The sequence below is a fragment of the Frigoribacterium sp. CFBP 8751 genome (genome assembly GCF_014841545.1).
Taxonomy (GTDB): domain Bacteria; phylum Actinomycetota; class Actinomycetes; order Actinomycetales; family Microbacteriaceae; genus Frigoribacterium.
Window position 1 is genome coordinate 1,132,104 of sequence record NZ_JACYUB010000001.1, and the last position, 20,926, is coordinate 1,153,029.

The 20,926-nt window shown below is 71.5% G+C and carries 13 protein-coding genes, 1 tRNA gene and 1 pseudogene; 9 read left to right on the top strand and 6 right to left on the bottom strand.

Annotation, left to right across the window (positions count from 1 at the left end):
* Nucleotides 1-19: 19 nt before the first annotated feature.
* Nucleotides 20-316: a hypothetical protein gene (locus IFT88_RS05445; RefSeq protein WP_056229288.1), complete on the bottom strand. Its 297-nt coding sequence runs from the start codon at nucleotides 314-316 to the stop codon at nucleotides 20-22.
* Nucleotides 317-318: 2 nt separating this feature from the next.
* Complete coding sequence (locus tag IFT88_RS17040; protein ID WP_043595511.1) at nucleotides 319-543, bottom strand: DUF3107 domain-containing protein; 225 nt, start codon at nucleotides 541-543, stop codon at nucleotides 319-321.
* A gap of 131 nt (nucleotides 544-674) precedes the next feature.
* Between IFT88_RS17040 and IFT88_RS16780 the strand changes: the two genes are divergently transcribed.
* A complete protein-coding gene (locus IFT88_RS16780; protein ID WP_199858882.1) occupies nucleotides 675-3,866 on the top strand; it encodes an ATP-dependent helicase in 3,192 nt (1,063 codons plus the stop codon).
* A gap of 59 nt (nucleotides 3,867-3,925) precedes the next feature.
* Complete coding sequence (locus tag IFT88_RS05455) at nucleotides 3,926-7,207, top strand: ATP-dependent DNA helicase (RefSeq protein WP_342212074.1); 3,282 nt, start codon at nucleotides 3,926-3,928, stop codon at nucleotides 7,205-7,207.
* Here the strand turns inward: IFT88_RS05455 and IFT88_RS05460 are convergent.
* Nucleotides 7,198-8,199 carry a phosphotransferase gene (locus IFT88_RS05460; protein ID WP_043595438.1) on the bottom strand — a complete coding sequence of 334 codons (1,002 nt, stop codon included), beginning with the start codon at nucleotides 8,197-8,199 and terminating at the stop codon, nucleotides 7,198-7,200. The two genes, IFT88_RS05455 and IFT88_RS05460, sit on opposite strands and share 10 nt — an antisense overlap.
* A 74-nt stretch (nucleotides 8,200-8,273) precedes the next feature.
* On the opposite strand from IFT88_RS05460, the gene nudC reads away from it, so the two are divergent.
* Together nudC and IFT88_RS05470 are read left to right on the top strand one after the other, a co-directional pair.
* Nucleotides 8,274-9,206 (top strand): NAD(+) diphosphatase, encoded by a 933-nt coding sequence (gene nudC / locus IFT88_RS05465; protein WP_192119267.1) that lies wholly within the window; start codon nucleotides 8,274-8,276, stop codon nucleotides 9,204-9,206.
* Nucleotides 9,203-10,915, top strand: coding sequence for a UvrD-helicase domain-containing protein (locus IFT88_RS05470; protein ID WP_192119269.1), 1,713 nt, complete (start codon nucleotides 9,203-9,205; stop codon nucleotides 10,913-10,915). The genes nudC and IFT88_RS05470 overlap by 4 nt, the downstream gene beginning before the upstream one ends.
* On the opposite strand, the pseudogene IFT88_RS17045 reads toward IFT88_RS05470, so the two are convergent.
* Both IFT88_RS17045 and IFT88_RS05475 read right to left on the bottom strand, forming a co-directional pair.
* Nucleotides 10,899-11,651, bottom strand: a pseudogene (locus tag IFT88_RS17045) (hypothetical protein); the annotation flags it as partial. The gene IFT88_RS05470 and the pseudogene IFT88_RS17045 overlap by 17 nt on opposite strands.
* Before the next feature lie 76 nt (nucleotides 11,652-11,727).
* Nucleotides 11,728-13,122: a zinc-dependent metalloprotease gene (locus IFT88_RS05475; RefSeq protein WP_043595433.1), complete on the bottom strand. Its 1,395-nt coding sequence runs from the start codon at nucleotides 13,120-13,122 to the stop codon at nucleotides 11,728-11,730.
* A gap of 122 nt (nucleotides 13,123-13,244) precedes the next feature.
* Between IFT88_RS05475 and IFT88_RS05480 the strand changes: the two genes are divergently transcribed.
* The 5 genes from IFT88_RS05480 to IFT88_RS05500 all read left to right on the top strand — a co-directional run bounded on the left by IFT88_RS05480 (nucleotide 13,245) and on the right by IFT88_RS05500 (nucleotide 19,726).
* Nucleotides 13,245-14,357, top strand: coding sequence for a S16 family serine protease (locus tag IFT88_RS05480; protein ID WP_192119270.1), 1,113 nt, complete (start codon nucleotides 13,245-13,247; stop codon nucleotides 14,355-14,357).
* A gap of 100 nt (nucleotides 14,358-14,457) precedes the next feature.
* Nucleotides 14,458-17,400 carry a UPF0182 family membrane protein gene (locus tag IFT88_RS05485; protein ID WP_192119272.1) on the top strand — a complete coding sequence of 981 codons (2,943 nt, stop codon included), beginning with the start codon at nucleotides 14,458-14,460 and terminating at the stop codon, nucleotides 17,398-17,400.
* Nucleotides 17,401-17,539: 139 nt separating this feature from the next.
* Nucleotides 17,540-17,613, top strand: a tRNA-Met gene (locus IFT88_RS05490).
* Nucleotides 17,614-17,714: 101 nt separating this feature from the next.
* Complete coding sequence (locus tag IFT88_RS05495) at nucleotides 17,715-18,809, top strand: glycerate kinase (RefSeq protein ID WP_043595430.1); 1,095 nt, start codon at nucleotides 17,715-17,717, stop codon at nucleotides 18,807-18,809.
* On the top strand, nucleotides 18,806-19,726 hold the full coding sequence (locus IFT88_RS05500; protein WP_192119274.1) for a carbon-nitrogen hydrolase family protein: 921 nt from the start codon (nucleotides 18,806-18,808) through the stop codon (nucleotides 19,724-19,726). The genes IFT88_RS05495 and IFT88_RS05500 overlap by 4 nt, the downstream gene beginning before the upstream one ends.
* On the opposite strand, the gene IFT88_RS05505 is transcribed toward IFT88_RS05500, so the two are convergent.
* Nucleotides 19,712-20,911: an aminotransferase class I/II-fold pyridoxal phosphate-dependent enzyme gene (locus IFT88_RS05505; protein ID WP_192119276.1), complete on the bottom strand. Its 1,200-nt coding sequence runs from the start codon at nucleotides 20,909-20,911 to the stop codon at nucleotides 19,712-19,714. The two genes, IFT88_RS05500 and IFT88_RS05505, sit on opposite strands and share 15 nt — an antisense overlap.
* Nucleotides 20,912-20,926: the final 15 nt, after the last annotated feature.

Sequence of the window (20,926 nt, forward strand, 5' to 3'; positions counted from 1 at the left end):
TTCGACCGGATGTGCCGTGTCAGGAGGCGGAGCGGACCAGACGGGCGAAGTGCTCACTGTCGCGTGCCCGGCGACGGACGGCTGCGACGCGGCAGACGAGGACCGCGACGACGGCCGGGAGCACGAGCCCCACGACCCAGATCCAGCCGCCGTCGGCCGGCCACCCCGCCCAGGTGAGCGCCTCCCACACGATCGCGGCCACGACGGCACCGGAGGCCGGCGCGAGCAGCACTCCGCGGGTGTCCGCGTCGGGCAGCGCGTAGTGGAAGACGAATCCGAGGACGGCGCCGCCCAGGACGACGAAGAGGAGTTCCACGGCTAGCTGACGAAGCCGACTTTGCGGCTCTCTTCGCTGCCGACCTCGACGTAGGCGAGCGACGCGGTGGGGACCAGGTAGGTCTTGCCCTTGGAGTCGGCGAGGGTGACGTACGACTTGCCGCCGTCGAGCGCGTCGCCGACGACCTTCTCGACCTCGTCGGCGGTCTGCGCCGTCTCGAAGCTGATCTCACGGGGGCTGTTGGTGATGCCGATGCGAATGTCCACGTGGTCACGATAACCGACCTCGCCGCCCCGGCTCTGCACGTTCACTGTCGGCGCACAGGAGGTCGCCTCCCGGGCCGTCGCCCACCCGTCGGGCCGGCCTCGATGTCGGTGCGAGCCGGTAGCGTCGGGACATGGCCTCGACCGTCTCCCCGCCCCTCCCGGGCCCGACGCGAGCCGTGGCGCCGACGGCTCTCGACGACTCCCAGCGAGCAGTGCTCGACCTCCCTCACGGGTGGTCGGCGGCCGTCCTGGGGGCCCCGGGCTCGGGCAAGACCCGCACGCTCGTCGAGTTCGTGGTGGACCGGGTCGAGGTGCGCGGGTGGGGGCCGACGGCCGTGATGGCACTCGCGCCGACGCGGTCGACGGCCACGACGCTGCGCGACGTGATCGCGTCGAGGCTCACCGTCCCCACTCCGGGCCCCCTGGCCCGCACCGTCTCGTCGCTCGCGTTCGACGTGGTCGGCCATGCGGCACGACTCGTCGGCCTCCCCGCACCGACCCTGCTGACCGGCGGCGATCAGGACAGCATCGTCCGAGCCCTCCTCGAAGGGCACGAGCTCGACGGCACGGGCCCGTCCTGGCCCGACGGGCTCGGCCCGACCGTCCGTCGGCTCCGCGGGTTCCGGACGGAATTGCGCGAGGTCCTCATGCGGTCGACCGAGCACCGCATCGGGTCCGAGGGGCTCCGACGCGCCGCCGAGCTGGCCGGCCGGCCCGAATGGGCGGCGGTGGCCGACTTCCGCGACGAGTACCTGGGCGTGCTCGACGCGGCCCGGGGACGGCACCTCGACTCGGCCGACCTCGTCGACTACGCCGTCGCCGCCCTCGACCGGGGCGAGACCTCCCCGGCCGTCGACGGGCTGCGGGTCGTCCTCGTCGACGACGCGCAAGAAGCGACCGAGTCGACGGTGGCGCTGCTGCGCGCCCTGACCCGGCGGGGCGTCGCCGTGGTCGCGTTCGGCGACCCCGACCTGTCGACCAGCGCCTTCCGGGGCGGCACGCCCGACGTGCTCGGTCGTCTCGGCCCCCGGCTCGGCCTGCCCGACGTCGAGACGCTCTACCTCTCGACGGCGCACCGCCACCAGCCGCCTCTGCGGGATCTCGTCCAGCGCGTCACCTCCCGGATCGGGACGGCCGGGGCCGGTCGGCAGCACGGCGCCGTGGCCGCGCCGGTGGCCGAGCCCTCCGAGGTCGGCGACCGGCCCGACTCGCCGGTGCCCCCGATCGTCACCGTCCGGGCCGACAGCCCGACCCACGAAGTGGCGTCGGTGGCCCGGCTCCTGCGCGAGCACCACCTGGTCCGCGGGGTGCCATGGTCACGCATGATGGTCGTCGTCCGCAGCGGCGGGCAGGTGGCGGGCGTCGCGCGGGGGCTCCAGCTCGCCGAGGTGCCGACCCGCACCTCCGTCGCCGGACGCGCCGTGCGCGACGAGCACGCGGCACGTCACCTGTTGCTCGCCGCTTCCGTGGCCGTCGGACGGGACGAGCTCACCGTCGACCTCGCGACCGAGTTGCTGCTGGGTCCTCTCGCAGGCTTCGATCCGCTCTCGCTGCGCCGCCTGAAGCTGGCCCTGCGCGCCGACGAACTCGGGGCGGGCGGCATCCGCTCGGCCGACGACCTCCTCGTCGAAGCCCTCGAGGGGGCCGGCCGGTTCGTCACGATCGACTCGAGGTTCGCCGCCCGCGCCGGGCGTTTCTCGACCAGTCTCGACGCGGCTCGTCGCGCAGCCGCGACCGGTGCGAGCATCGAGGAAGTGCTCTGGGGTCTGTGGGAGCGCAGCGGACTCGCGGCCGAGTGGTCGGCGCAGAGCGACGGTCACGGCATCGTCGCCGCCGAGGCCGACCGTCACCTCGACGGCGTCGTCGCGCTGTTCACGGCCGCCAAGCGCTTCGTCGAACGCACCCCCGAGGCGCCGGCCGGGGCCTTCCTCGACTCGTTGCTCGGGGCCGAGGTACCCGAAGACACGCTCTCGCCGCAGGCGACGGCCGAGACGGTGCTGGTCTGTTCTCCGTCGAACGCCGTGGGAGTCGAGGTCGACGTGGTCGTCGCCGCGCGGCTGCAGGACGGCGTGTGGCCGAACCTCCGCATCCGCGGCGGGTTGCTCGCGCCGGACGAACTCGTCGCCCTGGCCGAGCGAGGGCTGCTCCGCGGCGGTCCGTCCGAGAACCCCGACGACGAGCCGGCCGCCCCCTCCGACGCGCGGGCCGTGGTGCTGTCCGACGAGTTGCGCATGTTCGCCCTCACGGTGTCACGCGCCACCCGGCAGGTCGTGCTCTCGTGCACCTCGAACGACGACGAGGGCCCCTCCCCGTTCTTCCGGCTGCTGCCGGACGGCTGCCCGGAAGCCCCCGCCGGGCACCCCCTGTCGCTGCGCGGACTCGTGGGGCACCTCCGGCACGTGCTCGTCTCGTCGCCTCACGGCCCACGGGCCGACGACGCGGTCGAGGCGTTGGCCCGACTCGCCGGCGAGGGCGTGGCCGGGGCGTCGCCGGACGACTGGTACGGCCTGCTCGACCCGACCACCGTCGAACCGCTCATCGACCTCGACGACCCCGAGGCCCACGTGCCCGTGTCGCCGTCGCAACTCGGGTCGTTCGAAGAATGCCCCCTGCACTGGTTCGTCGACCGGTTCGGCGGCTCCCCTCCCAACGCGGCGATGGGTCTCGGCACGGTGCTGCACGACGTCATGGAGCACGCCGACGGCACGGACGTCGATTCGCTCTGGCGGGCGGTCGAGGGGCGCTGGCCCGAGCTCGAGTTCGAGTCGGCGTGGATCGCCGAGTCCGAGAAACGCCGGGCTCGCGACATGACCGAGAGCCTCTCTGCCTACCTGCGGGACTTCGAGGCGTCGGGTGGCAGTCTGCTCGGAGCCGAGTCGACCTTCACCCTCGACATCGGGCCGGCTCGTCTGCGGGGGTCGATCGACCGGGTCGAGCGGACCGCCGAGGGCGCCGCCGTCATCGTCGACCTCAAGACGGGGCGGTCGGCCCCGACGTCGTCCCAGGCCGTGGCCGAGCACCCGCAGCTGGGCAGCTACCAGGTCGCCCTCGCCGATGGTGCGGTCGAGGCCGTGCCCGAGGGCACGCCCCCCGGTGGGGCCAAACTCGTCATCGTGTCGTCGGGCGTCCGGGGCAAGCTCTACCGAGAGCCGGCCCAGGGGGCATTCGACGACGACCGACTCGCGGCCTTCCGGGCACGGGTCGTCGACGCGGCCGAGCACATGGCGGGCCGGGTGTTCGTCGCCCGCCTCGACGACCACTGCGAGGGCCGCCACGGCGGATCGTGCCGCATCCACGTGGTGGGCGAGGTGAGCGGCTCGTGACGGCCGTGGGCCGGGCCCCCGGCACGGCTGATGCGGCGGGTGCGGGTGACGGGAGCGGCGTGGGCGCCGCGACCCGCGCCTCCTCGTCCCTGCTCGGAGCGGCCGAGATCGCCGAGGCACTCGGGCTGCCCACCCCGACCCCCGAGCAACAGGCCGTCATCGAGGCCCCGCTCGAGCCCGCCCTCGTCGTGGCGGGCGCCGGCAGCGGTAAGACCGAGACCATGGCCAACCGCGTGGTGTGGCTGCTCGCCAACCGCCTCGTCGGCGTCTCGCAGGTGCTCGGCCTGACCTTCACCCGCAAGGCCGCCGGCGAGCTCGGTGAGCGCATCGAGCGGCGCATCGCCCAGCTCGGGGCGGTCGGACTGCTCGGCGACGAGGTGGATCCGTTCGACGTGCCCACCGTCTCGACCTACAACGCGTTCGCCAACGCGATCTTCCGTGACAACGCGCTGCGGGTGGGGCGCGAGAGCGAGTCCCAGGTGCTCGGCGACGCGTCGGCCTGGCAGCTGGCGCGCTCACTCGTCGTGGCCAGCCACGACGAGCGCCTCGCCGGGCTCGGCCGCAGCGTCGACGGCATCACCGAGGCCGTCCTCCGCCTGAGCCACGCCCTGAGCGAGAACGTCACCGAGCCCGAGCCCGTGGCGCGCCTGGCCGACCGGTTCCTCGACCTCGCGAGTCTGCCGTCGACGAAGGGCAGCGCCTACAAGTCCGTCGTCGACGCCGTCGGCGCGGTGTCGGCCCTCCCGCCGCTGCTCGACCTCGCCGCGGCCTTCGCCGACGAGAAGGCCCGTCGCGGCCTCGTCGAGTACTCCGACCAGGTGTCCCTGGCCCTCGAGGTCTGCGACACGGCGCCGAGCGTCGTGGCCGAACTGCGCGACCGCTACCGCGTCGTGCTCCTCGACGAATACCAGGACACCAGCGTCGTGCAGACCACCTTGCTGTCCCGCCTCTTCGAGGGCACCGGGGTCATGGCGGTCGGCGACCCCCACCAGTCGATCTACGGGTTCCGGGGTGCCAGCGCCGCGAACCTCGGACGGTTCCCGGAGGACTTCGGAGCCCGTCCCGACGCCGTCTTCAGCCTCTCGACCAGTTGGCGCAACGCGTCGCGCGTTCTCGACGCCGCCAACACCGTCGTGGCCGAGCTCGCGCGGTCCGCCGGTGCGGTCGTCGGCGAGCTGAACCCCCGGCCGGGTGCACCAGAGGGTCGCGTCGAACTGCTCTTCGACCAGACGTTGCCCGGTGAGGCCGACCAGGTCGCGGCGTGGCTCCAGCAAGAGTTGGCCGTCCCGACGGTCGTCGACGGCGAACCGGCCCGCCGGACGGCGGCGTTGCTCTTCCGGTCGAAGAAGACCATGCCCGTCTTCGTCGAGGCACTGGCCGCGCGCGGGGTCGAGTACCACGTGCTCGGTGTCGGCGGTCTCCTGCAACGTCCCGAGGTCGTCGACCTCGTGTCCTGCCTCCGGGTGCTGCACGACCCGTCGGCCGGTTCCGAGGCGATCCGCCTGATGGCCGGGGCCCGATGGCGGATCGGCGTGCGAGACATCGCGCGGTTGCGCGACGTCGCCTCGTGGCTCTTCTCGCACGACCACGCCCAACAGCGCCTCGACGACGACGTCGCCGCCGGGTTCCGGGCGTCGGTCGCCGCTGGCGAGCACGGGTCCGTCGTCGACGCCCTGGACTTCCTGGCCACGGCACCCGTGACCCATCGTCAACTCGCCGAGTTCAGCGACGAGGGCCTCGTGCGCCTGCGGCGGTTGGGCTCGCAGCTCGCGTTCCTCCGGGGCCGCACCGGGCTCGACCTCGTCGACCTCGTCACGCTGGTCGAGCACGAGATGCTGCTCGACGTCGAGGTGGCGGCGGCCACCGGGGCGCCCTCGGGCGGTGCCTGGTTGCAGGCCTTCGAGGACGAACTGGCCGGGTACGTCGCGACCGACGAGAACGCCGGGCTCGGGGGCTTCCTGTCGTGGCTGGCGGCAGCCGAGCGTCGTGACGACATGGGGCCGAGATCCGAGCAAGCCGAGCGGGGTACCGTCCAACTGCTGACCATCCATGGGTCCAAGGGGCTCGAATGGGACGTCGTGGCCGTGCCCCGCTTGGTCGAGGGCGAATTGCCCGGCACGTCCCGCGAGGGTGTGGGGTGGCTCGGTTTCGGCGAACTGCCGTACGAGTTCCGTGGCGACGCCGCCGAGCTGCCCGTGCTCGGCTGGCGGGGCGTCGCCGACCAGAAAGAGTTCGACCAGTCGCTGAAGGCGTTCAAGGACGAGCTCGTCGTCCGGCACCAGGCCGAAGAGCGGCGGCTGGCCTACGTCGCGCTCACCCGTGCCCGTGACGCCCTGCTCGTGAGCGGTTCCTTCTGGACGAGCGCCGTGCGCCCTCGCCCGGCGAGCCGGTTCGTCGTCGAGCTGGCCGAGAGAGCACTCGTGCCGATCGAAGACCTGCCCGAGCGGCCCGACGACGACGAGAACCCCCTGGCTGCGGCATCCCGCGAGCTCAGCTGGCCGCTCGACCCCCTGGGTCAGCGCCGCGCGGTCGTCGAGGACGCCGCGTCACGCGTCACCGCGGCCCTGGACCGGCGCTCACGTGACGAGCCCGCCGACGAGGAGCGACCAGGACCCCGATCGAGATGGTCGTCCGACATCGAGCTGCTGCTGCTCGAGCGCGATGCCGCGCGAGCAGGCGCCGGGGCGGTTCCCCTGCCCCAGCGCATCCCCGCCTCTCGGTTCAAGGACTACGTCGACGATCCCGCCGCGGTCGCAGCCGCCCTCCGTCGTCCCCTGCCCGAACGGCCTTACCGGGCCACCCGCCTCGGCACGCTGTTCCACGAGTGGGTGGAAGAGCGCTTCCGGCCGACGGGTCGTGCCGAGACCCTCGACGCTTGGGGTGACGAGAGCGATCTGGACGACGAACGGGTCGGCTCGTCCGGGTCCGGGCCGATCGACCCCGACGACGCGAGGCGGTTCGAACAGCTGGTCGCGACCTTCGAGCGCTCGCCCTGGGCGTCCCTCGAACCGACCGACGTCGAGCTCGAGATCCACCTCCCCCTCGGCAGTCGCACCATCATCTGCAAGATCGATGCCGTGTTCGAACGAGACGGTCGGTTAGAGGTCGTCGACTGGAAGACCGGCAAGGCACCCACCGACGACGCCGATCTCGAGCTCAAGCAGCTGCAACTGGCGCTCTACCGCGAGGCCTACGCCCGGTTCACCGGCACCCCGGCCGAGAAGATCGACGCGGTGTTCTACTTCGTGGCCGACGACGTGGTGCTGCGGCCCCGACACGTGGCCGACCGCGGTGAACTGGTCGAGCTCTGGCAGCGGGTCGAGGCGGCGTCTCAGACGTGACGGCGCTCGGTCGCCTCGAGCAGGTCCTCGACGCCGTCGACATCGAGGGCGGCGGTCGAGCCCGAGCCGATGCCGGCCCGCCGATCTCCGGGCAACGAGTCGACGAGCTTCGTCATCATCTCGACGGCGTCGTCGACGACCGACGTGTTCTTGGTGCCGGTGCCGTGCAGCAGCCACTTCGCCAGGTCGAGTTCGCGGTAGAGGGTCGCCCGGTGCCGCAGCTGGTGGTCGCTCGTGCCGCGGGCGATGTTGTAGGCCTCGAACGCCGCGTCGACCGCCGTCGGGCTGGGGGCGCCGAGCAACCAGGCCAGGTCGCGGGCGGGGTCGCCGACCTGCAGCTCGTGCCAGCCGAGCACGCCGCTGACGGTGTCGCCGAGGACGAGCACCGAACCGGCGTCGAGGGAGCCGTTGACGACCGTCGGCTGGAATTGCCACAGCACGGAGTCCTGGATGGCGGCCTCCCACCGCTCGAGCAGTGCGGCCGGCAGCAGGCGCGTCGAAGCCGCGCGGTCGACGAGTGCCGCCGACGACCTCATCGCCTCGAACGGGGTGTGACTGGTCAGACCGGCGTCGGTCACGAAGCTCGTCGGCAGCGAGTGGATCGCCGCCACCGCACGACCCAGCGCCGTGGGCAGGTCGCTCGTCGCGGTCAGTCGCGAGATCGACAGGTGCTCGCCGGGGACGACGTCGTAGACGATGCCGCGCGTGCGGCCGATGGGCGCCTGGCCGCGGTAGGCGGGCACGTCGAACGAGAGCCGTCCGCGAACGCCGGCGCTCAGCGCGCGCAGGGCGACGAGATCGGCCGACTGCTCGGCCTCGGCTCGTTGCGACCGGGGGACACGGACGATGCAGTGCTCTCCGGCACGGCCGTCGACGAGTGCGGAGTCGAAGTCGCCACCCGTCTCGCTGCCGTGGCGTGACGCGCGCGTGACGTCCAGGTCCGCGACGGCGGCCGTGGCCAGCGCGGCTAGAGTGAGATGAGATCTGGCCATGCCCTCAGGGTAGGCCGCCGCACGCGATGCCCTGCCGTGCGCCACGCTGTCAACTCGCGATGATTGGTCGTCCGATGTCCTCGCCACTCACGTCCCGGCTCCCGTTGTCCCGCCACCAGGTCGACCGTGACTACCTCACCCGCGAGCGCGCCGGCGTCGTCGACGAACTGCTCGCCTCCGCGGCCACCCGTGTGCTGCCGGTCTGGCGGGGACGCACCCTCATGGCGTCGCCGGATTCCCTGGCTCTGCTGCCGGCCTCGTCGGTGCCGCCGGCCGACGACTACGTCTACCTCGGCGTCTCGAAAGACCCTTCGGCCGCCGAACCCGTGGGCACGCCCGTCCTGGCGGCACTCCTCGACGACGAACGCGCGAAGTCGATCGCGGCCGACGACTCGGCCTGGGGCAGTCCGCGAGTGTCGGGCACGGCGTTGAGCGCCCGCGACGCAGGCCTGGCCGTCGAGGCCGTCGCCGTGGCGAACTGGCACGACTCCCACCGGTTCTCGCCGCGGACCGGTCGGCGTCTGGTCACCGACAAGGCGGGCTGGGTGCGCCGCGACCCGGACGACGGCCACGAGATCTTCCCCCGGACCGACCCCGCGATCATCGTCGGCGTGACCGATGCCGACGACCGCCTCCTGCTCGGGTCGAACGCCCTGTGGGAGCAGAACCGTTACTCGTTGCTGGCGGGTTTCGTCGAGCCCGGCGAATCGCTCGAACACGCCGTGCAGCGTGAGATCTTCGAGGAGTCCGGCATCAACGTCGTGTCGCCCCGCTACCTGGGCTCGCAGCCCTGGCCGTTCCCGGCGAGCCTCATGCTCGGTTTCCGGGCCGAGGTCGACACCGATGATCCCGGCACGCTCACCCCCGACGGGGCCGAGATCCTCGACCTGCGCTGGTTCAGCCGGGACGAGCTGGCCGCGGGCCTCGGTGAGATCGTCCTGCCGGGGCGCACGTCCATCGCCCGTGCGATCATCGAGGACTGGTTCGGCGGCGAGATCGACCAGTGAGCGAGGCCGCCGACCTGATCGCGGGGCTCGACGAGCAGCAGCGCCGGGCGGCGTCCAAGCTGCTCGGTCCCGTGTGCCTGCTCGCGGGTGCCGGGACGGGCAAGACCCGCGCCATCACGCACCGCATCGCCTACGGGGTCGCCACGGGTGTCTACGCGCCGAACCGCGTGATGGCGCTGACCTTCACCTCACGGGCGGCCGCCGAACTGCGTGGTCGGTTGCGTCACCTGGGTGCCGGGGGAGTCTCGGCTCGCACCTTCCACGCCTCGGCGCTGTCCCAGCTGTCCTATTTCTGGCCGCAGACGATGGGCGGTCAGATGCCGCGCCTCCTCGACAGCAAGGCCAAGGCCCTCGCCCACGCCGCCGAGTCGTTGCGTCTCAAGATCGACACGGCGGCCTTGCGAGACCTCGCGGCCGAGATCGAGTGGCGCAAGGTCTCGCGGCTCACCCTCGAGGACTACGCGAAGGCCTTGCCGGGCAGGTCGCTGCCGCCCTCGATCAGCGTCGAGAAGGCCGTCGACCTGCACCGGGCCTACGAGGCCGTCAAGGACGAACGGCGCCAGCTCGACTTCGAGGACGTCCTGCTCGCGACGGTCGGCATGCTCGAACTCGAGCCGCGCGTGGCCCAGCAGGTGCACGAGCAGTACCGCTTCTTCGTCGTGGACGAGTACCAGGACGTCTCGCCGCTGCAGCAAGACCTGCTCGACCTCTGGCTCGGCGGTCGGAACGACCTCTGCGTCGTCGGCGACGCCAGCCAGACCATCTACTCGTTCGCGGGCGCGTCGTCGGACTACCTGCTCGGGTTCGGCGCGCGCTACGACGACGCCACGGTCGTCCGTCTCGAGCAGAACTACCGATCGTCGCGGCAGATCGTCGACACGGCCAACCAGCTCATGCGGGGTCGGCCGGGGGCGTTGCATCTCCACCCGGCCGTCGAGACGACGGGTCCCGTGCCACCCGTGACCGAGTACGCCGGCGATTCGGCCGAGGCCCGGGGCATCGCCGAGACGATCGCCGACGAGATCCGCTCGGGCGTCGCCCCGGAAGAGATCGCCGTCCTGTACCGGGTCAACGTCCAGGCCGCGGCGATCGAGCGCGCACTCGCCGACGTCGGCGTGTCGACCCGCATCCACGGTGCGACGCGGTTCTTCGAGCTGCGCGAGGTGAAAGAGGCCCTGATGATGATGAAGGGCGCGGCGGTCAGCATCGTGGGCGAGCCGCTCTTCAAGACCGTCAGTGACGTCCTGCGGTCGCTCGGCTGGACGCAGGACGCTCCCGACCAGAGAGGCGCGATCCGCGACCGGTGGGAGTCCTTGAACACGATCATGGGCCTGGCCGAGGCGTCGGCGCCCGGGACGACCCTCCGACAGTTCGTCGACGAGCTCTTCGCCCGCCAGGCCGGGCAACACGAGCCGACGATGGCCGCGGTCACCCTGGCGACGTTGCACTCGGCCAAGGGGCTCGAATGGCGCAGCGTGTACCTGATCGGACTGAGCGAGGGCCTCGTCCCGATCAGCTACGCGAAGGACGACGCGGCGATCGACGAGGAACGCCGCCTCTTGTACGTCGGCGTCACGAGGGCGCGTGAGCGGCTGCGGCTGTCGTGGAGCCGATCGGGGCAGGGACGCGGCGGCGAACGGCGCGCGAGCCGGTTCGTGGAAGAGCTGCGCACCCGCACTCCGGGTGGGGCGCCACGTTCGCGCGAGTGACGAGACCTTCGGCGATCGAGATCGACTCGACCTCGGAGTCGTCCGGTGTGCCGGCCGCACCGCTCAGACGCGACCACAGACGACGGGCGGCTCTCGTGGCGACCTCGTGGACGGACAGCAGCGGAGGCGCGGTGAGGGGACGAGCGCTCAGCTGACCGGCGATCGCGGGCCAGGCGCGGTCGGCCTCGCCGGCGCGGAGGTCGAGACACCGGGCGCAGGCCGTCGCGCCGGGCACCGTCACGGGCCCGATCCGCGCATGACGATCGCCCAGTCGCACGACGAGGTGCGTCAGGTCGGACCGCACCCACTCTCGGACCACTCCGGGGTCGACGACGTGCCCGCCGACCAGGACGCCGGTGGTGTTCCTCGGGGGCGGCAGGTCGGCGTGGGCCCGACGGACGTCGGCCCCGCAGGAGCCCAGGAGGCGCGCGACGGCATCGGCCACGGGGCCCGGCCCACCGACGAGGACGGACGGTGGGACGATCGGCTGGGTGTCGCCGTCCAGCGCGGGCCGCAAGCGCTCGACCGAGGCCTCGACCGCGGCGCGGTCGAGACCGAGATGGGCGACGAGGGTGGGCAGCCCGCCTGCGCCGTGGCCCGCGGCGACGGCGGCGACCACGCGCTCGTCGAGCCTGCTGACCGGACTCAGGACGAGCGTCGGGCGATCGACGCCGACCTGGAGGGTCGACGGATCACGCCAGACGACGGGTGTTCGGGGATCGAGGACGAGAGGCATCGTCCGATCATGCCGTGGAGCCGGGGTGGATCAGAGGTTGTCCACAGGCGACCGTGGATCGACGTGACGCGAGGTCTCAGGACCGGGGGGCGTCCGGGTCGGGCCCCGACTCGCCCGGCTCGGTCGCCGATCCGTCGTCACCCTCGCGGGGACGGTCGTCCGTGGTGTCGTCGAGCAGGTCCTGGATCGCCTGGTCGACGTCGTCGAAGGCGGGCTCGTTCGACGTCAGTCGAGCCACGAGGGCCTGGGGGTCGTCGACGTCGGCGCTGGTGGGCACGATGTCGGGATGCGACCAGAGGTCGTCTCGACGTTCGGCCCCGACGGCGTCGGACACGGTCTGCCAGAGGACGGCCGCCTCGCGGAGTCGTCGCGGTCGCAGCTCGAGGCCGACCAGGGTGGAGAAGGCAGACTCGGCCGGCCCACCGGCAGCGCGCCGCCGGCGCACCGTCTCGGCGATCGCCGCGGACTTCGGGAGGCGCGCCGTGGCCTGGGCGGTCACGACGTCGACCCAGCCCTCGATCAGGGCGAGCGTCGTCTCGAGGCGGGCGAGGGCGGCGAGCTGCTCGTCGGTCTTCGGGGGGATGAGGGCACCGCTCTTCATCGCCTCTTGCAACTCGCCGGGGCTCGAGGGATCGAAGTCGACCGCGAGCTCTTCGAGCCGGGACGTGTCGATGCGGATGCCCTGGGCGAACTCGCGGATGGACGAGATGAGATGCAGCCGCAGCCATCGCGCGTGGCGGAACAGGCGGGCGTGGGCGAGCTCGCGGACCGCGAGGTAGAGCTGCACCTGGTCGGCCTCGATGTCGAGACCCTCGCCGAAGGCGGCGACGTTCTGGGGGAGCAGCGCGGCCTGCTGCTCGTCGAGCAGGGGGATGCCGACGTCACCACCGGACACGACCTCGGTCGAGAGCTGGCCCACGACCTGGCCGAGCTGCATGGCGAAGAGCGTGCCCCCGACGCTCCGCATGACCTTGCTGGCCCCGGCGAGCATCGAGCGCATCTCTTCGGGAGCCTGTTCGCTGAGCACACCGGTGAGCGAGTCGGCGATCGACGTGGCCACGGGCTCGGCGAGCTGGCTCCACACGGGCATGGTCAGGCGGGCCCACTCGGCCCGGGTCACCAGGCGAGGCGTGGCGGTGAGCTCGGCCACGAACGTGACGTCGTCGAGCCACAGCGCGGCGACGTGGAAGGCCTGCTCGAGAGCGGCGGTCTCGGCGGCGGTCGGTGCGACGGCGGTCTGGGTGCCCACGGCGGTCGCCTGCTCGGTGGCGATCGACCAGTCGATGCCGTCACCGCTGCTGTTGACGGCGTTCTGCAGTTGGCTCATGAGTCGAGCCACGAAGGCCGGGTCGTCGGGCAGCCCCGCGGCCCCGGCGAGCTGTGACGGATCGATCTCGGAACCGCCGGAAAGGAACTGCCGCAGCATGTCACGGAACTCGTCCTCAGGCCCGCGCGGCGAATCATCGGTCATGCTGACTACGCTAGCTGCTGGCCGCACGAAGATCCTGGGATTCGGCCACCGCCCCGGGGCCGACGCTCCGCTCGTGGCGAACGCGACCCGCGCCTCCCCGGCCGATCCCGAAAGGACCCTCCGTGGCCTTCTTCACGCCCCCGCGCACCTCCCCGTCGTCCGCTCGCCGTGCGGGTCGGGTCGGCTGGCCCCTCCTGGGCGTGGCCGTCGTCTCGGCGGTCGTCCTGAGCCTGCTGCCGGGGCCGTACCTGATCGAGCAGCCCGGCCCGGTGTTCGACACCCTGGGCAGCGCCGAGTACGAGGGCTCGTCCCAGCCGCTCATCACCGTCTCGGGCCACGAGACCTATCCCACCAGCGGCACGCTCGACCTGCTGACCGTCAGCGTCCAGGGCAACCAGGACGTCCGGCCGGGGTGGGTCGACGTCGTCCGTGCCTGGGCGGATCGCAGCCGTTCGGTCATCCCGGTCGAGGCCGTGTACCCGTCGGGGGTGTCGAACGACCAGGTCGACGAGCAGAACGCCGTGGACATGCAGAACTCGCAGAAGTCCGCGATCGCCGCGGCGCTGATCCACGAGGGGTACGCCATCCCCAGCGCCGTGACGGTCAGCCAGGTCTCCCAGGGCAGCCCGGCCGAAGGCGTCCTGCGCGAGGGCGACGTCCTGGTGAGCGTCAACGGGACGAGTCTCGCCACCGATGCGGACGTGGACGTCCTCCGCGGCCTCGTCGCGGCGAACGGCGCCTCGACGCCGGCCGAGGTCGTCGTCGACCGGGCGGGGACGAGCGTGACCGAGGAGGTCACCCCGCAAGAGCTCGACGGCACGCCGCTGCTCGGGGTCGGGGTCAGCGTGGACTACACGTATCCCTTCGACGTGACCCTGAAGCTCGACCAGGTCGGCGGGCCGAGCGCCGGCATGATGTTCGCGCTCGGGATCATCGACAAGACGACTCCGGGCGAGCTCACCGGCGGCGAGAAGGTCGCGGGCACGGGGACGATCACGGCGTCCGGCGAGGTCGGAGCCATCGGGGGCATCCGACAGAAGCTCTACGGTGCCCGTGACGCCGGGGCGACCGTCTTCCTCGCACCCTCCACGAACTGCTCCGAGGTCGTCGGGAACGTGCCTTCCGGGTTGGACGTCTACTCCGTCGAGACCCTGGACGACGCGGTGACCGCGCTCGAGACGGTCGCGGGCGGGGGCGACACGTCGTCGCTGCCCACCTGCACGGCCGGTCGATAGGGTTCGTGCAGCCCACGCAAAGCTGAGAAGGGGACGCTGAGGCGGCCAGGCTCGACACGTAGGATGGCCGTCCACGTCCCCGTCAGCCAGGAGCACACCCTTGACGTCACCCGCATCGTCGCGAACCGCACGACGCTCGCCCCGATTGCCCGTCCTGGTCACGGTGGCCGTCCTCGCCGCCCTGGTCATCGCCTTCTTCATCTTCTCGTCGCTGCTGACGGACTACCTCTGGTACCAGCAGCTCGGGTTCACGGGGGTGCTGACGACGCAGTGGATCGCACGCCTCGTGATGTTCGCGGTGGGCTTCGTGGCCATGGCGGTGCCGGTCTACGTCAGCATCGAAGTGGCTTTCCGGTTCCGCCCCGTGTACGCCAAGTTGAACTCGCAGCTCGATCGCTACCAGCAGGTCATCGAGCCCCTTCGACGTGCCGTCGTCATCGGCGTCCCCGCCGTGCTCGGCCTCTTCGCCGGCATCGCCACGTCGACGCAGTGGCAGACCGTCCTCGAGTGGATCAACCGCACCCCCTTCGGCCGGACCGACGCGCAGTTCGGGCTCGACATCGGGTTCTACGTCTTCGAGCTGCCGCTCTACCAGGCAGCGGTCGGCTTCGCCTCGGCCGTCGTCCTCATCGCCGGCATCGCCGCCGTCGCGACCAGCTACCTCTACGGGGCCCTGCGCTTCACCGGGCGCGAGGTGCGCATCTCCAAGGTCGCGCGCATCCAGCTGGCCGTCACCGCCGCCGTCTACCTCCTGCTGCAGGGCGTCAGCCTCTGGCTCGACCAGTACGCGACGCTCTCCGACGGCACCAACAAGTTGCTCACGGGTGCCACGTACACCGACGTCAACGCGGGCATCCCCGGCAAGCAGATCCTCGCCGGGATCGCCGTCGTCGTCGCGATCCTGTTCATCGTGACCGCGATCGTCGGGCGCTGGCGCCTGCCGGTGATCGGCACGGCCGCGCTCATCATCATCAGCATCATCGTCGGTGGCATCTACCCCTGGATCGTCCAGCGGTTCACGGTGGAGCCCAGCGAACGGACGGTCGAGTCGCCGTACATCGAGCGCAACATCCAGGCGACGCGTGAGGCCTACGGCGTGGCCGACGTCGAGGAGCAGACCTACGACGCCAAGTCCGACGCCGAGGCCGGGGCCCTGGCCGGCGATGCCGTCACCACCGCCAACATCCGCATCATCGACCCCGCGCTGGTGACCGACGCCTTCGCCCAGCTCCAGCAGTACCGCCAGTACTACAGCTTCCCCGAGCAGCTCGCGGTCGACCGGTACACGATCGACGGCAACGTGCAAGACACGGTCATCGCCGTGCGCGAGCTGAACACCTCGCAGCTCGGCAACTCGGCGACCCCCTACAACACGACCTTCGTCTACACCCACGGCTACGGCGTGGTGGCGGCGTACGGCAACCAGCGGTCCGCGGACGGCCAGCCCGTCTTCCTCGAGTCCGGCATCCCCGTGACGGGCGCCCTCGGCGACGCCGGGGACTACGAGCCGCGGATCTACTTCGGCCAGGAGTCGCCGACCTACTCGATCGTGGGTGGCGACGGCGGCAACGACATCGAGCTCGACTACCCGTCGGGCAGCAACGACAACGGCACGAACGAGACGACGACCTTCGAGGGCAACGGTGGGCCCAAGCTCGACAACGTCTTCAAGAAGCTCATCTACGCCATCAAGTTCCAGTCCGAGCAGATCTTCCTGTCGGACGCCGTGAACGACCAGTCGCAGATCCTCTACGACCGCGACCCCACCGAACGCGTCCAGAAGGTGGCTCCCTACCTCACGATCGACAGCGCGCCGTACCCCTCCGTCGTCGACGGCAAGGTCGTCTGGATCGTCGACGGATACACGACGACGAACGAGTACCCGTACTCGAAGCCGCAGGCGTTGTCGGACGCGATCGCCGACACGTACAACGACCGCCCGGTGTACGCGTCGAACAACATCAACTACATCCGCAACTCGGTGAAGGCCACGGTCGACGCCTACGACGGTTCGGTCAAGCTCTACGCGTGGGACACCAGCGACCCGATCCTGCAGACGTACGACAAGATCTTCCCGTCGACGTTGTCACCCCTGAGCGACATGTCCGCCGAGCTGCTCCAGCACGTGCGCTACCCGCAGGACATGTTCAAGGTGCAGCGGGCGATCCTCGGGACGTACCACGTGACGGACGCCGACTCGTTCTACTCGAGCGACGACGCGTGGGTCACGCCGAACGAACCGACGAGCAACGCGCAGAACCCGCCGTTGCAGCCTCCGTACTACCTGACGCTGCAGTTGCCCGACCAAGACCCGGCGTTCTCGATCTACTCGACGTACATCCCGCAGCAGTCCGGTGAGAACGCCCGCAACGTGTTGACGGGCTACTTGGCGGCGAACGCCGATGCCGGGTCGACGCCGGGCGAGATCTCGTCGGACTACGGCAAGCTCACGTTGCTGGCCCTGCCACGCACCGACACGTTGCCCGGCCCCGGGCAGGTGCAGAACAACTTCAACACCGACACCGCCGTGGCGAACCAACTCGCACTGCTCACCCGGGGTGACACGAGCGTCGTTCGAGGCAACCTGCTGACCCTGCCGGTCGGTGGCGGTCTGCTCTACGTGCAGCCGATCTACGTGAAGTCGAACTCCGAGACGTCGTACCCCGTCCTGCAGCGCATCCTGGTGTCGTTCGGCGACAAGATCGCCTTCGAGGACACCCTCGACGGCGCCCTCGACTCGCTCTTCGGTGGCAACTCGGGTGCGACGGCCGGAGACAACGGCGTACCGACCACGGGTGAGGGAACCGACGGCACCGGAACCGGCACGGACTCCGGCGACGGGGCGACGGACGGGGGAGCGGCGACGCCTGACACCGGGTCGGGCACCGACAACGCGGCGCTCGACCAGGCCCTGGCCGACGCACAGCAGGCTCTGACGGACCGCGCCGCGGCCTACGCCGAGAACAACTTGGTGGCGGCGGCGGAGGCCGACACGCGCCTCCAGACGGCCCTCGAGGACGCAGTCGCAGCCAGCGGTCAGTAGTCACGCGACAGGCACGACGACGAACCCCCTTCCGGCACGCCGGGAGGGGGTTCGTCGTCAAGGGGGCGCGAGGTGGTGGTCGCCTCCGGGGGCTCGATTGGACGGCGTCCGAATGCCGTGCTAGTGTTTCTTCTTGTGCCGCGGGGTGGAGCAGTTCGGTAGCTCGCTGGGCTCATAACCCAGAGGTCGTAGGTTCAAATCCTGCCCCCGCAACAAGAAAGAAGAAAGCCCCGGTCATCGACCGGGGCTTTCTTCGTGTGGTCACGCCTCGGCCTGCTCTGTGCCGCCGGGGCGGATCATGCCAAGGTTGAGGCATGTCGAGACTCCGGGTGGTCCTCGCCCCCGATGCGTTCAAAGGCAGCCTGGACGCGTCCGAGGCTGCGGCCGCCCTCGCCGCCGGGTGGTCCCGGTCACGACCCGACGACGAGATCGTCGCGCTGCCCCTCGCCGACGGCGGAGAAGGCACCCTCGATGCATTCGAGCGGGCCGTCCCCGGAAGCATCCGCCACGAGGTCGTCGTCGACGGCCCCGACGGCCGTCCCGTCGATGCCCCCTGGCTGGCGTTGCCCGACGGCACGGCCGTCGTCGAACTCGCCTCGTCCTGTGGACTCGGCCTCTTGACGTCACCCGCGCCGCACGACGCCACCACCCGCGGCCTGGGTGACGTCATCCGCGCGGCCGTCGACGCCGGCGCCGTGCGGTTGCTCGTCGGCCTCGGGGGCAGCGGGTCGACGGACGGGGGAGCAGGTGCTCTGACGGCCCTCGGTGCTCGGATCGTCGATTCCCTGGGCGAGCCCGTCGGTCCGGGCAACCACGGTCTCACCACGGCTGCCCGGGTCGATCTCTCGGGTCTGATCGCCCTCCCACCGGACGGCGTGGTGTTGCTGGTCGACGTCGACAGCCCCTTGCTCGGACCCAGGGGAGCAGCTGCCGTGTTCGGGCCGCAGAAGGGAGCCTCGGCCGACGACGTCCTCGCGCTCGAACGGGGTCTCGAGCGTTTCGCGAGCCTCGTCGACGTCGATCCCCTGACCGCCGGTGCGGGGGCCGCGGGCGGAACGGGCTTCGGTCTGCTCGCCTGGGGTGCCCGTCTGCAGCTCGGGGCCGTCGCCGTCGCCGAGGCCGTCCGCCTCTCCGAAGCCCTGGCCCTGGGGGACGTCGTCGTCACCGGAGAAGGGCGTTTCGACGGTCAGACCGCCGCCGGCAAGACCGTGTCGCTCGTGCGGCGGATGGCCGACGCGGCCGGAGTCCCGGTCGTCCTCGTCGCCGGTTCCGTCGAAGCCCCCGACGACGGTTTCGCCGACGTCGTGTCGACCACGGAACTGGCGGGCGACGTCCTCGAGTCGACGACCCGCGCCTCCTTCTGGCTGGGCGAGGCGGCCGCGCTGGCGGCCGGGCGGTGGGCACGATGAGCACCGGCAGCACCGGCAGCACCGGCAGCACCGGCAGCACCGGCAGCACCGGCAGCACCGGCAGCGCGTCCGACGTCGTCGTCGCAGTGGTCCAGACCGCTCCCGGTGACGACCCGGAGCGCAACCTGCGGACGATCACGGACCTCGCCGAGGAGGCGGCTCGACGGGGCGCGCGGGTGGCCGTCTTCCCCGAGTACTCGTCGTACTTCTCGGCCGAACTGGGGCCGTCGTACCTCGAGGCCGCGGAGTCCACGGACGGGCCGTTCGTCAGCCATCTGACCGGACTGGCGGATCGTCTCGGCCTCGTGCTCGTCGCCGGTCTGGTCGCCGTCTCGCCCGATCCGGCGCGGTTCGAGAACCTGCTCGTGGCCGTGGCGCCCGATCGGGGCGTCGTCGCCACCTATTCGAAGCAGCACCTCTACGATGCGTTCGGCGGGCAGGAGTCCCGGTGGATCGTGCCGGGCCCGTTGGCCGTCGCCGCGACCTTCGAGGTCGGCGGGCTCGTCTTCGGCCTGCAGACCTGCTACGACCTGCGGTTCCCCGAGGTCACCCGGACGCTCGTCGACGCCGGGGCCGACGTGGTCCTCATGCCGGCCGAGTGGGTGCGCGGACCGCTCAAGCAGCACCACTGGACGACCCTGCTGACGGCCCGGGCACTCGAGAACACCGTGTACGTCGCCGCGGCGGACCACGCACCCCCCGTCGGCGTCGGCTGCAGCACGATCGTCGATCCGACGGGCGTGGCTCTCGCCTCGGTCGGCGACGAGGTCGACGTCATGGCGCTCGGCAGGGTCTCGGCCGACCGGATCGCTGCCGTGCGCCGGACGAACCCGTCGCTGGCCCTGCGTCGGTACGACGTGGTCCCGCGCCGTCGGGACGACGTTCCGCCCGCGGGGAGCGGCTCAGACCGAGAGTGACGCGAGCTGGGCAGAGGCCTGCTCGAGCACCTCGATGCGCTTGCAGAAGGCGAACCGAATGAGGGATGACTGCTCCGCGGCGAGCACCGGGTGGCAGAAGGCGCTGATCGGCAGCCCGACGACGCCGGCCAGCTCGGGGAGCCGCCGGCACAGGTCGGAGGCGTCGTCGAAGCCCAGGGGAGCGGCGTCGGCGACCACGAAGTACGACCCGTGGCTCGCCCGCACGGCGAACCCGGCACGACGCAGCCCGTCGGACAGGACGTCGCGTTTGTGGGCCAGTGTGCGTGCGACGCCCTCGAAGTAGGAGTCGGGGAGTCCGAGCCCGACGGCGATCGCGGGCTGGAAGACCGAGCCGTTCACGAAGGTCAGGTACTGCTTGACGGCCACGATCCGGTCGACGAGGTCCGCCGGACCGGTCAGCCAACCGATCTTCCACCCGGTCGTGTTGAAGGTCTTGCCGCCCGACGAGATGCTGATCGTCCGGGCCGCCGCGCCGGGCAGGGTGGCGAACGGCACGTGCACCGCACCGTCGAAGAGCAGGTGCTCGTAGACCTCGTCGGTGACGACGAGCGCGTCGTGCTCGACGGCGAGCTCGAGCAGGAGGCGCCGGGTCGCGTCGTCGAGGACGCTGCCCGTGGGATTGTGCGGATCGTTCAGAACGACGAGCCGGGTGCGCGGTCCGAAGGCCCGGCGCAGTTCGTCCGGGTCGACCGTCGAGTCCGGCCCGCGGAGCGGCACGGTGACGTGGACGCCGCCCGCGAGCCCGATGACGGCCCCGTACGCGTCGTAGAACGGTTCGAGCGTCACCACCTCGTCGCCCCGGTCGACGAACGCCAGGATCGTCGCCGCGAGCGCCTCGGTCGCCCCCGCGGTCACGAGCACCTCGCGCCGCGGATCGACGTCGAGGCCGTAGAACCGCCGCTGGTGGGAGGCGACCGCCTCGAGCAGGACGGGCATGCCCCGGCCCGGCGGGTACTGGTTGAGGCCGGCGCGCAGGGCCTCGTGCGCCGCTTCGAGGACCTCGACCGGGCCGTCCTCGTCCGGGAAGCCCTGCCCGAGGTTGATGCTGTCGGTGGCTGTCGCGAGGGCCGACATCTCGGCGAAGATCGTCGGAGCGAGTCGGCCCGCGGCGTCGAGGAGCATCGCGCCGCTCGCCGCGCGCTGCCAGGGTGCTGGAGGAGTCATGATCCCGTCACCGTA

Excerpts from the sequence above, each read along its gene's own strand:
- IFT88_RS05460 (WP_043595438.1), bottom strand. The coding sequence starts at position 8,199 with ATGGCCAGATCTCATCTCACTCTAGCCGCGCTGGCCACGGCCGCCGTC.
- IFT88_RS05505 (WP_192119276.1), bottom strand. The coding sequence starts at position 20,911 with ATGACTCCTCCAGCACCCTGGCAGCGCGCGGCGAGCGGCGCGATGCTC.
- nudC (WP_192119267.1), top strand. The coding sequence starts at position 8,274 with ATGTCCTCGCCACTCACGTCCCGGCTCCCGTTGTCCCGCCACCAGGTC.
- IFT88_RS05495 (WP_043595430.1), top strand. The coding sequence starts at position 17,715 with ATGTCGAGACTCCGGGTGGTCCTCGCCCCCGATGCGTTCAAAGGCAGC.
- IFT88_RS05475 (WP_043595433.1), bottom strand. The coding sequence starts at position 13,122 with ATGACCGATGATTCGCCGCGCGGGCCTGAGGACGAGTTCCGTGACATG.
- IFT88_RS05500 (WP_192119274.1), top strand. The coding sequence starts at position 18,806 with ATGAGCACCGGCAGCACCGGCAGCACCGGCAGCACCGGCAGCACCGGC.
- IFT88_RS16780 (WP_199858882.1), top strand. The coding sequence starts at position 675 with ATGGCCTCGACCGTCTCCCCGCCCCTCCCGGGCCCGACGCGAGCCGTG.